The 11,980-nt window shown below is 54.8% G+C and carries 10 protein-coding genes; 5 read left to right on the top strand and 5 right to left on the bottom strand.

Going from position 1 to position 11,980, the window contains the following annotated elements:
* Positions 1-53 precede the first annotated feature (53 nt).
* The 3 genes from nhaA to dnaK form a co-directional block, all read right to left on the bottom strand.
* Complete coding sequence (gene nhaA / locus I6L74_RS11620; RefSeq protein WP_059180166.1) at positions 54-1,229, bottom strand: Na+/H+ antiporter NhaA; 1,176 nt, start codon at positions 1,227-1,229, stop codon at positions 54-56.
* Positions 1,230-1,400: 171 nt separating this feature from the next.
* Positions 1,401-2,549, bottom strand: coding sequence for a molecular chaperone DnaJ (gene dnaJ, locus I6L74_RS11615; protein WP_059180167.1), 1,149 nt, complete (start codon positions 2,547-2,549; stop codon positions 1,401-1,403).
* An 86-nt stretch (positions 2,550-2,635) separates the two neighbouring features.
* Positions 2,636-4,558: a molecular chaperone DnaK gene (gene dnaK / locus I6L74_RS11610; RefSeq protein ID WP_059180168.1), complete on the bottom strand. Its 1,923-nt coding sequence runs from the start codon at positions 4,556-4,558 to the stop codon at positions 2,636-2,638.
* Positions 4,559-4,854: 296 nt separating this feature from the next.
* Here dnaK and satP point away from each other — a divergent pair, with 296 nt between their 5' ends.
* The 5 genes from satP to I6L74_RS11585 all read left to right on the top strand — a co-directional run bounded on the left by satP (position 4,855) and on the right by I6L74_RS11585 (position 9,967).
* Complete coding sequence (satP, locus tag I6L74_RS11605; RefSeq protein ID WP_012015986.1) at positions 4,855-5,421, top strand: acetate uptake transporter; 567 nt, start codon at positions 4,855-4,857, stop codon at positions 5,419-5,421.
* 116 nt (positions 5,422-5,537) lie between these two features.
* A complete protein-coding gene (locus I6L74_RS11600) occupies positions 5,538-6,788 on the top strand; it encodes a chloride channel protein (protein ID WP_059180169.1) in 1,251 nt (416 codons plus the stop codon).
* 183 nt (positions 6,789-6,971) lie between these two features.
* Complete coding sequence (locus I6L74_RS11595) at positions 6,972-8,045, top strand: FecCD family ABC transporter permease (RefSeq protein WP_059180170.1); 1,074 nt, start codon at positions 6,972-6,974, stop codon at positions 8,043-8,045.
* Positions 8,042-8,818 (top strand): ABC transporter ATP-binding protein, encoded by a 777-nt coding sequence (locus I6L74_RS11590; protein ID WP_394373371.1) that lies wholly within the window; start codon positions 8,042-8,044, stop codon positions 8,816-8,818. The genes I6L74_RS11595 and I6L74_RS11590 overlap by 4 nt, the downstream gene beginning before the upstream one ends.
* A gap of 24 nt (positions 8,819-8,842) precedes the next feature.
* Positions 8,843-9,967 carry an ABC transporter substrate-binding protein gene (locus tag I6L74_RS11585; protein ID WP_059180172.1) on the top strand — a complete coding sequence of 375 codons (1,125 nt, stop codon included), beginning with the start codon at positions 8,843-8,845 and terminating at the stop codon, positions 9,965-9,967.
* Here I6L74_RS11585 and I6L74_RS11580 read toward each other — a convergent pair.
* The gene (locus I6L74_RS11580) at positions 9,954-11,255 is read right to left on the bottom strand and encodes an MFS transporter (RefSeq protein WP_059180173.1); all 1,302 of its coding nucleotides are present in this window, start codon (positions 11,253-11,255) and stop codon (positions 9,954-9,956) included. The two genes, I6L74_RS11585 and I6L74_RS11580, sit on opposite strands and share 14 nt — an antisense overlap.
* 119 nt (positions 11,256-11,374) lie before the next feature.
* On the bottom strand, positions 11,375-11,962 hold the full coding sequence (gene mog / locus I6L74_RS11575) for a molybdopterin adenylyltransferase (protein ID WP_059180174.1): 588 nt from the start codon (positions 11,960-11,962) through the stop codon (positions 11,375-11,377).
* Positions 11,963-11,980 lie beyond the last annotated feature (18 nt).

Raw genomic sequence — 11,980 nt, 5'->3', positions numbered from 1 at the left:
CTTCGCTCCCTGATAGTGTCTTAGGGAAGGGACCCGTGCCCTTCCCCTGCCTGTTAAACCGGCTGGACCTGCCCCGACAATTTCACTTTCAATAATGCGTAGCCGACAAACGCCGCCAGCAACGATCCGGTCAGAATACCGAGCTTAGCCCACACGATGAGCTGCGGATCCATTGATGCAAACGCCAGCGTCGAGATGAAAATGGACATCGTGAAGCCAATTCCGCACAGCACGCCCACCGCCATAATCTGTCGGAAAGTCGTCCCCTCCGGTAATGACGCGAGTTTCAGCTTTAGTGCCAGCCAGCAGAACAGGCTGATGCCCAGCGGCTTACCAATAAACAGACCGGCAATAATGCCCATCGGCAGCATGGAGGTCAGCCCTGAAAGCGTCACGCCCTGCAGGGACACGCCCGCATTAGCAAAGGCGAAAAGCGGCAGAATCATAAACGCCACCCATGGATGCAGGACATGTTCCAGCTGACTGGCCGGCGAGTGACCGTTCTGTTCCTTGAGCGGTATAAAGAAGCCGATAATCACGCCAGCCAGCGTGGCATGGACACCCGATTTCAATACCGCGGTCCACAGCACCACGCCAACCAAAATGTAGATCCCCGTTCTGCGCACGTTAAAGATGTTCAGCAGCGCCAGCGCAGCGATAGCCCCTGCGGCAACGCTCAGCGACAGAATCGACAGATCGCTGGTGTAGAACAGCGCAATGATCACGATAGCGCCAAGGTCATCGATAATCGCCAGGGCCATCAGGAAAATCTTCAACGCCACCGGAACGCGGCTGCCCAATAGCGCCAGTACGCCAAGCGCAAACGCAATATCCGTTGCTGCGGGAATAGCCCATCCCTGGCGCGCAATAGGATCCTGATAGTTAAATGCCAGATAGAGCAACGCAGGCACGACCATACCGCCAATCGCTGCAATGACTGGAAACGCCGCGCGTTGGCGGCTGGCGAGCGATCCCTGAACCAGCTCGCGCTTCACTTCCAGACCCACAAGCAGGAAAAAGACCGCCATCAGCGCGTCGTTAATCCACAGCAGCATGTTCTTGTTGATTTCCAGAACACCCACGCGGATTTCAACGGGCGTTTCCAGAAATGCGTGATACAGACCCTGAGTCGCATCCAGGTTAGCGAATACCATCGCGGCCGCAGCGGCGATAATCAAAATAATGCCGCCGGACGCTTCATTACTGAAGAAACGGTGTAGTAATTTCACTTTGGTTCTCTCTTAAAGACGATACTTCGTTAAAACCATCATACCAAGGCCAACAGCTCGGGAAAAACAGATTAATATTGAGTATAAACTCAGTTTTACCGAGCAATATGCACAAAAACAAAAAGCCCGGAATCGCTTCCGGGCTTTGTGATTTACACACCAGCTAACGGTTTAGCGGGTCAAATCATCGAAGAACTTTTTCACGCCGTCGAAGAAGCTTTTGGAACGCGGACTGTTATTTGCACCCGTTGGGCCGCCGAAGCTTTCCTGTAACTCTTTTAACAGCTGTTTCTGTTTGTCGTTCAGACCGACTGGTGTTTCAACGACCACACGACACAGCAGGTCACCCTGCGCACCGCCGCGAACCGATTTAACGCCTCTTCCACGCATGCGGAACAGCTTGCCGGTTTGTGTCTCACCAGGGACTTTCAGATTCACACGACCGTCTAAAGTCGGGACTTCAATTTCGCCACCCAGTGCAGCCATCGCAAAGTTGATCGGCACTTCGCAGTACAGGTTATTCCCTTCACGCTCGAAAATCGCGTGCTGTTTTACCTGAACCTGAACGTACAGATCGCCTGCCTGCGCGCCGTGTTCACCCGCTTCACCTTCACCTGCCAGACGAATACGGTCACCGGTGTCAACGCCTGCCGGGATTTTCACAGACAGGGTTTTGGTTTTCTCGATGCGGCCATGACCGTGACACTTGTTGCACGGATCTTTAATCAACGTACCGCGACCATGACAGTGCGGACACGCTTGCTGCACCGCGAAGAAGCCCTGACGAATCTGGACCTGACCGGAACCATGACAGGTAGGACACGTCTGCGGTTTAGTGCCGACTTTCGCGCCGCTGCCGTGGCAGATATCACACTCTTCCAGCGTAGGAATGCGGATCTCTTTGGTCACACCACGTACTGCTTCTTCCAGCGTCAATTCCATGTTGTAGCGCAGATCTGCACCACGGGACGCGCGCTGGCGTCCACGGCCACCGCCGAAGATATCACCGAAAACATCGCCAAAGATATCGCCAAAATCAGCACCGCCGCCGCCAAAGCCGCCGCCACCGTAACCACCACCGCCCATGCCACCTTGTTCAAACGCGGCATGACCGTACTGATCGTACGCCGCACGCTTCTGCGCATCGGTCAGGATCTCGTAGGCTTCTTTGATCTCTTTAAATTTGGCTTCGGCCTCTTTATCACCCTGATTACGATCCGGGTGAAACTTCATGGCCAGGCGCTTGTACGCCTTCTTGATTTCACGCTCTTCCGCGGTTTTCGGAACGCCTAAAATCTCGTAAAAATCTTGCTTTGCCATTGGTTTTTTCAGCCCCTTAACATGCGAGCACGGGCGGAGAGGAAACCTCTACGCCCGTGCCGATTAATTACCCTGCATCAGGGCGATTACTTTTTGTCTTTAACTTCTTCGAACTCAGCGTCAACAACGTCGTCGTCTTTCGCATTGTTCTGAGAAGCATCAGCGCCTGCTGCACCCGCTTGCTGCTGTGCGTGCTGTTGCTGAGCAATTTCCATCAGCTTCTGGGACGCTTGCGCCAGTTCCTGCATTTTCGCTTCGATATCCGCTTTGTCTTCGCCTTTCAGGGAAGTTTCCAGCGCGCTCAATGCAGTCTCGATAGCGGTTTTATCGTCAGCTGGCAGTTGATCGCCTGCTTCTTCAACCTGCTTACGCGTACTGTGCAGCAAATGGTCACCCTGGTTACGGGTCTGAACCAGTTCTTCGAACTTACGGTCAGACTCGGCGTTAGCTTCCGCTTCACGCACCATTTTCTGGATCTCTTCTTCGTTCAGACCAGAAGACGCCTTGATGGTGATCTTCTGCTCTTTACCGCTGTTTTTGTCTTTCGCGGAAACGTGCAGGATACCATCAGCATCGATGTCAAAAGTCACTTCGATCTGAGGCATACCGCGCGGTGCCGGGCTGATACCGTCGAGGTTAAACTGGCCCAGATCTTTGTTATCCGCAGCACGTTTACGCTCACCCTGCAGCACATGGATGGTTACCGCAGACTGGTTGTCTTCAGCGGTAGAGAACACCTGGCTGTGCTTGGTCGGGATGGTGGTGTTTTTGCTGATCAGCGCCGTCATCACGCCGCCCATGGTTTCGATACCCAGAGACAGCGGGGTAACGTCCAGCAGCAGTACGTCTTTCACTTCACCGGTCAATACACCACCCTGAACAGCAGCACCGATTGCAACGGCTTCGTCCGGGTTAACGTCTTTACGCGGCTCTTTACCAAAGAATTCAGCCACTTTCTTCTGAACCATTGGCATACGTGTCTGACCACCAACAAGAATAACGTCCTGGATATCAGAGACAGACAGGCCCGCATCCTGCAGAGCAACTTTCAGTGGCTCGATAGAACGGTTCACCAGGTCTTCGACCAGGCTTTCCAGTTTCGCACGGGTCACTTTGATGTTCATGTGTTTTGGACCGCTCGCGTCTGCAGTGATGTACGGCAGGTTAACGTCGGTCTGCTGCGCAGAAGAGAGCTCAATTTTCGCTTTTTCTGCGGCTTCTTTCAGGCGCTGCATGGCCAGCGGATCGTTACGCAGGTCAATGCCCTGATCTTTCTTAAATTCGTCAACGAGGTAGTTGATCATACGGCTGTCGAAGTCTTCACCACCCAGGTGGGTATCACCGTTGGTTGCCAGAACTTCGAAGGTTTTTTCGCCGTCAACTTCGTCGATTTCGATAATAGAGATATCGAAAGTACCGCCACCGAGGTCATAAACCGCGATAGTACGGTTGCCAACTTCTTTGTCCAGGCCGTAAGCCAGAGCAGCAGCAGTTGGTTCGTTGATAATACGTTTTACTTCCAGACCCGCGATACGACCGGCATCTTTCGTTGCCTGACGCTGTGCATCGTTGAAGTATGCAGGTACGGTGATAACCGCTTCAGTTACCGGTTCGCCCAGGTAATCTTCAGCCGTTTTCTTCATTTTCTTCAGCACTTCAGCAGAGATCTGCGGTGGTGCCATTTTCTGGCCCTTCACGTCGATCCATGCATCACCGTTGTCTGCACCGATGATTTTGTACGGCATGATGGCTTCATCACGCTGCACTTCTTCGTCCTGGAAGCGGCGACCAATCAGGCGTTTAATCGCAAAAAGCGTGTTTTGCGGGTTTGTCACGGCCTGACGTTTAGCCGGCTGGCCAACCAGAGTTTCACCGTCCTGGGTATACGCAATAATAGAAGGCGTGGTGCGATCGCCTTCGGCGTTCTCCAGCACACGAGCAGTAGTACCATCCATAATCGCTACACAAGAGTTGGTAGTACCCAAGTCGATACCAATAATTTTACCCATCTAAACGTCTCCACTAAAAATTTGTTCATCATGTGGTTGTGAATCTGTAATAAGGGCGAAACGTGCGGTTTCAACTGCCCAGATTTGATTTTTTTCAGCTTCACTCACTGCGGTTGACTACAAGATGGGGTCGTAACCGCATCCATCAAGGGGTAAGCATAAAAAATATTTTAAATTCCCCCTGTTCAGATCATAGACGTCGAGTGTTGCGCCCTTTATGATGCCGCGCCCCGCCAGGGAGAGTTGGCGCGGGTTTAACCACTTCACCATTTAATGATGATTTCTTTTGAGGACTTATGGGCAACACTAAGTTGGCTAATCCGGCTCCGCTGGGCCTGATGGGTTTTGGCATGACCACAATTCTGCTGAACCTGCATAACATCGGTTTCTTCCCGATGGATAGCATTATCCTGGCGATGGGCATTTTTTACGGCGGTATCGCGCAAATCTTCGCGGGCCTGCTGGAATATAAAAAAGGCAATACCTTCGGTTTAACGGCATTCACCTCTTACGGTTCATTCTGGCTGACTCTGGTCGCTATTCTGATCATGCCGAAAATGGGTCTGGCTGACGCGGCCAACGCGCACTTTCTGGGCGTATACCTGGGCCTGTGGGGCGTCTTCACGCTGTTCATGTTCTTCGGCACTCTGGCGGGCAACCGCGCGCTGCAGTTCGTGTTCCTGAGCCTGACCGTTCTGTTCGCCCTGCTGGCGATTGGTCATCTGGCGGATAACGAAGGTATCGTTCACATTGCAGGCTGGATTGGTCTGGTGTGTGGCGCAAGCGCTATCTACCTGGCAATGGGTGAAGTGCTGAACGAACAGTTTGGCCGTACCGTTCTGCCGATTGGTGAAAAACACTGATCCCCCTTCGTGCCCGCCTCGCGGGCACGAAATCCCCCGCTTTATACTTCTGATTGATATCCTGTTAATGCGCTTTGTGGAACACTGGTTCTCACTCTTTTCTTAAAGATGCTCATATGACGGCGAATGTCCCCTCTCGTTCTTACTGGCTGCAACGCTGGATCGCCTTATTGCTCACCGGCATTTTGGCCGGGCTGGGTGGCATGCTGCTCGCCCTGCTTCTGCACGAGATCCAGCATCTCGTTTATGGCTACAGCCAGAAAGCGCTCATCAGCCCGCAATCTTTTTTAGAAGGCGTGACGGATGCCAGCGCGCAGCGGAGATTTCTCGCCCTGCTGGCTGCGGGCCTCATTGCGGGCTGCGGCTGGTGGCTCCTTGCGCGCTACGGTAAAAAACGCGTCAGTATTAGCGCCGCCGTCAACCAGCCCGATAAACCGATGCCTGGCATCACCACGCTTATTCACGCTCTGCTGCAAATTATCACCGTTGCGATGGGCTCACCGCTGGGCCGCGAAGTTGCACCGCGTGAAGTGGGCGCGTTGTTTGCCGGAGGAATTGCCCGGCGTTTGCACCTGACGCCAGCAGATATCCAACTGATGATTGCCTGCGGTGCAGGCGCGGGGCTGGCGGCGGTGTACAACGTTCCGCTGGCTGGCGCGATTTTCACCCTCGAAGTGCTATTAATCAGCTTTAGCTGGGAAGCGGCCATTGCCGCTCTGGTGACGTCAGCCCTTGCGGCGTGGGTCGCTACGCTGGGGCTGGGCGATGAACACCAATATCGCTTTACGACCGAAATGGCTGCCAGCTCGCTGGTCTTCTGGGCCGCATTTTCAGGCCCACTGTTTGGCGTTACCGCCTTTTGGTTTCGCCGCATTACCCAGCGCGCGCGCAGCAAAGTGCGCAGCAACTGGCAAATGCCGGTGTTCAGTCTGGTGGCATTCGCGGCACTGGGCGCGTTATCCATGTGGTTTCCGCAGTTGCCCGGCAACGGCAAAGGCCCGATTCAGCTCACGCTTGCGGGCGACGTCACGCTGAAACTTGCGGCCGCGATTCTGTGTCTCAAAATCTTCGTGATCTGGGCCGTTTTACGCGGCGGTGCGGAAGGGGGATTATTGACGCCCGGGCTCGCCGTTGGCGCACTGCTGGGTTCGCTGCTCTTTATGCTGCTTGGCCGCTTCTTTCCTGGGAGCGATATGGCCAGCTTTACGCTGACGGGCGCGGCAGGTTTTTTATCGGCATCCATGCAAATGCCCGTTACCGCTATCGCACTCATGATGGAATTCACCCGCATGGACCATAGCTTTCTGGTCCCTGTGACCCTGAGTGCAGCCGGTGCGTACATGACGTTTCGAAAACTCGAAGGTTAATTTTTGTGCGAAACTGCAACCGTAGCTAAACGGCATCTGTGATTCCTGTATTTTCAATTGATAAGCATTATCATCCGGAATATTGTCACCGGCAGCATCCCCGGATATTGGATATCAGGCAGCCTTTGTACAGGAACGTTTTGGGATAAAATACGGTTCTGATGTGTTGCATAAGGTAAGCCAATGAGTTCCATTTTAGCCACCAAGGCTAATCCTGACGGTGCCGCTGTCGCGTCGCATTACAAGAAAATCATCTTGCGGCGCTTTATCCTCGGCGGTGTTCTCCTGCTGCTGATCCTGCTCTCGCTGCTGCTTGATTTTACCCTCGGCCCGTCCGGAATTTCCGTCGCCACGCTTTGGCACACGCTGTTTGATGCCGCCTCCGCTGACGCGGGCACCCGCGTGATCGTCTGGGATTTACGGCTGCCTTTCGCGCTCATGGCGGTGGTCGTCGGTCTGGCGTTGGGTTTAGCCGGTGCCGAGATGCAAACCATCCTGAATAACCCCCTCGCCAGCCCATTTACGCTGGGCGTTTCCTCTGCCGCCTCGTTTGGTGCCGCACTGGCGATCATCCTTGGCGTAGGGATTCCTGGCATTCCCGACCAGTGGTTTATCTCCGTTAACGCTTTTGTTTTTGCACTGATGGCCTGCTTTATTCTCGACGGTATCAGCCGCTGGACACGCGTCGCCACATCCGGCGTGGTGCTGTTTGGTATCGCGTTGGTGTTCACGTTCAATGCATTAATTTCGATTCTGCAGTTTGTCGCCAGCGAAGACACCTTACAGGGGCTAGTGTTCTGGACGATGGGCAGCCTGGCACGCGCATCGTGGGAGAAACTGGCGATTCTGGTCGTGGTGCTGCTGATTGTCGTCCCGCTCTCGCTGAAAAACGCGTGGAAGCTTACCGCCCTGCGTCTGGGGGAAGATCGCGCCGTCAGCTTTGGCATCAACGTGCGCAAACTGCGGCTCACCACCCTGCTGCGCATCAGCATCATTTCGGCTCTGACGGTGGCCTTTGTCGGCCCGATCGGCTTTATCGGTCTTGTCGCCCCGCATATTTCCCGCATGATGTTTGGTGAAGATCACCGCTTTTACCTGCCGGGCAGTATGCTGATCGGCGCGCTGGTGCTTTCCCTGGCCTCCGTGCTGTCTAAAAATATCGTGCCTGGCGTCATCATTCCCGTCGGGATTGTCACGTCACTGGTCGGCGTGCCTTTCTTCCTGAGCATTATTATTCGCCACCGGGGAACGCTCTGATGGACGGTTTACTCGTTACCGATCTGCACACCGGTTATCGCAAAAAGAAAATCATCGACGGGCTTACCACCCCGCTGCTGCCGCGCGGCAAAATCACCGCCCTGCTAGGGCCCAACGGTTCGGGGAAATCAACGCTGCTGCGCGCGCTGGCTGATCTCAATCCGGCGCAAGGCAAAATCGCCCTCAACGGTGAGGATCTGATGACCCTGCCGCCCGCAAAGCGTGCGCAAAAAGTGGTGTATTTGCCGCAGTCGCTTCCGGCAGGAGTGCATTTGCACGCCCTGGAATCGGTGATCGTTGCGCGCCGCGCCAGCGGCGGCGACACCCACGGCAATGCCGAACAAGAAGCTTATGACATTTTGCATAAACTCGGCGTCTCGCATCTGGCGATGAGCTATCTCGACCAGCTCTCCGGCGGCCAAAAACAGCTGATCGGGTTGGCGCAATCGCTGATCCGTCAGCCTGATTTACTCCTACTGGATGAACCGCTTAGCGCGCTCGACCTCAACTATCAGTTTCACGTTATGGATATCGTTGCCCGTGAAACACGACAGCGCAATATCGTCACCGTCGTGGTGATTCACGACATCAACATTGCGCTGCGCCACGCGCAATATGCGGTGATGTTAAAAAACGGTGCGCTGATTGCCAGCGGTATTCCGGGAGAGGTCGTCACCCCCGCAAATCTGGCGACGGTGTATGGCGTGCAGGGGCGCGTGGAAACGTGTTCGCAAGGGCTACCGCATGTGGTGGTCGATGGGTTAACAACATAAAAATAAAGGAATGACGGGGAAATAATGACACTTAAGAAGGCATTACTCGGCGCAGCGCTGCTGCTCTCACCGCTGCTGGCGATGGCGCAAGACTGGCCGGTGACGGTGAACGATATTGATAACCGCACGGTGACGATCCCACAGGCGCCGCAGCGCATCATTTTACAGGATGGCCGCGATATCCTGACGCTGGCGATGCTTGAGCGCGACAACCCGTTTGCTAACGTCGTGGCGTGGAATAATCTGCCGAAAAAACAGGACACTGAAACCTGGAACGTGCTGAAGCGCAAATGGCCGGAAGCAGAAAAAATCCTCGATATGAAATTCTCCGATCAGGGGAATGTGGATCTTGAAACGGTGATCTCTCGCCAGCCGGACCTGATGATTGCCCAGCTCCGCGCCAAACCGTCGCTGGTGCAGAGCGGCGTATTAGCGAAGCTTGAGGCGCTACACGTCCCCGTGGTCTTTGTGGATTACGAATTGCACCCGGTTGAAAACACCGTTCCGAGCATTGCCCTGCTGGGTAAAGTGTTGGGGCAACGCGAGCGTGCGCAGGCGTATATTGATTTCTATCAGCAGCGTCTCGACAAGATTCACCAGCGCCTGGCTAAAGTTGCGAAAAAACCGCTGGTGTTCATCGAGCCGATCGCAGGCGTTGCCGGGCTGGATAACGGCTGCTGCTTTACCCATGCGCGCAACGGCTGGGGCGGTTTGGTTGAAGCGGCTGGCGGTGTGAATATCGGTTCACAGTTGCTGCCGGGTGCGAGCGGAAATGTCTCGGTTGAAAAGATTATCTCTCTGAACCCCGATTATTACCTGATGACCGGTTCAAAACGCCCGGCCAAAGGCACGGCGATTATTCCGTTTGGCTACAACGTGGCGGAAAGCGATGTTGCTGCGGCCTTTAACGCGCTGGTGTCACGCCAGGGAGTGAGCAGCATTCCGGCCGTGGCGCAAGGGCATACCGGCGCGCTGTATCATCACTTCTATAACAATCCGTACAACATTATTGCCATTGAAGCGTTGAGCAAAATTTTCTACCCAACGCTCTTCAATGACGTCGATCCGCTGGCGGATTATCACGAACTGATTAAAAACTTCACGCAAATCCCGGATGACAACATCATCCTGAGTTTTACCCCTCACTAACTGGTGTATGCGCCATCAGCTGATGGCGCTCACCGCGCAACCAAATCCCTAACGCCAGCCCCATCAGTGACAGCGCCAGCACATACCAGGCCGGAGCCATCGGCGACACGCCCATCAGCAGCGTGACGGCAATCGGTGTCAGACCGCCAAAGATGGCGTAGGAGACGTTGTACGAAAACGAAATGCCGGTGAATCGCACTTCTGCCGGGAACGCGCGTACCATAACGTACGGCACAGCGCCCACGACGCCCACGCAAAGCCCTACCACACCATACAGCAGGAAAAGCTGTTCCGGATGGCTCCCAGCAAGGTGATAGAACGCCCAGCTTGATCCCGCCAGTAACAGGCTGCCGACGATAAACGTCAGGCTCGCGCCAAAGCGATCCGCCGCCACACCGGCAATCAAACAGCCTAAGCACAGCATGATGGTCGCGATGCTGTTCGCCTGCAGCGTGACCGCGGGGGCAAAGCCGTACTGTTTTTGCAGCCAGACGGGCGACATAAGAATCACCACCACAATCCCGGCGGACAGCAGCCAGGTCAGCAGCATGGAAATCACCACGGCTTTCTTGTGATGCGCCACAACAGATTTCACCGGCAGTTCTTGCGCCAGGGCTTTACGCTGCTGCATTTCAAGGAAGATAGGGGTTTCCTGCAACCAGCGGCGGAGATACATCGCCACCAGACCAAACGCACCACCGAGCAGGAACGGGATACGCCAGCCCCACTCATGCACCGCTTGCGTCGTCATACTGGTGTTAATGAGCGTCGCGACGACGGAGCCGAGCAAAATCCCGACGGTCAGACCCGCGGTTAATGTTCCGCACGCGATCCCGATGCGACGCGCAGGCACATGTTCAGCCACAAAAACCCATGCGCCTGGGACTTCTCCGCCGATCGCCGCGCCCTGCAAAATACGCATCAGCAGCAGTAAAACAGGGGCAAGAATACCCATCGTGGCGTACGTCGGCAGCAGACCAATGGCCAGCGTTGGCACGGCCATCAGCAGGATGCTGAGGGTAAACATTTTTTTACGCCCGACCAGATCGCCAAAGTGGGCCATGATAATGCCGCCGAGCGGACGCGCCAGATAACCTGCCGCAAAAATGCCGAAGGTCTGAACCTGGCGCAGCCATTCCGGGATATCCGCCGGGAAGAACAGTTCCCCCACAACGGCAGCAAAAAAGACAAAAATGATGAAATCGTAGAACTCCAGCGCGCCGCCAAGGGCAGCGAGCGTAAGCGTTTTGTAGTCCTGACGATTCAGAGGCCGGGTGTAATGTGACATAGCAAACCTTTCCAGCGTTGTTGATTTAATTTTACAGTGATCGTAAAGAAAAAATTACTATACCGTAAATCTATCAACACGCTATTCCAGCTGTAGCTTATGTCACAGATGGGCTAATTTCAGGATATTGTTTCGCGCCTTGCGCTTTTAGGCCGAAATGCTGCTACCACTTGCGGATCGGTTTCGACGTAGGGCCCATCAAGCAGCTGTATACAATACGGTACACTGGCGAATATCCCCGCGACGACCACTTTGCCGTCTTCCGCTTTCACGCCTTCCAGCGTCTCTTTGATCGACTTCGGCTGGCCAGGCAAATTCAGAATCAACGCCTGCTTACGAATCACGCCAACCTGACGGGACAGGATCGCCGTCGGGACAAAGTGCAGGCTGATCTGGCGCATCTGTTCGCCAAACCCTGGCATCTCGCGATCGGCAATCGCCAGCGTTGCATCTGGGGTGACATCACGGCGCGCCGGGCCTGTTCCGCCCGTGGTCAGCACCAGGTGGCAGCTCATCTCATCCACCAGCTCGCAAAGCGTCTGCTCAATGATCGCCTGCTCATCCGGGATTAAGCGCGTCTGGATTTCAAAAGGCGTCGTGAGCGCTGTCGCCAGCCAGGCTTCCAGAGCCGGAATGCCTTTATCTTCGTAAATACCGCTGGAAGCGCGGTCAGAAATCGACACTAAGCCGATGCGTAATGTATTCATATCCATTTCCATTCAAAC

The sequence above is a fragment of the Lelliottia amnigena genome (assembly GCF_019047465.1).
In the GTDB taxonomy this organism is placed as follows: Bacteria; Pseudomonadota; Gammaproteobacteria; order Enterobacterales; family Enterobacteriaceae; genus Enterobacter; species Enterobacter amnigenus.
Note: the sequence above shows the minus strand (reverse complement) of the source record. Positions and strands in the feature narration are given on the sequence as shown.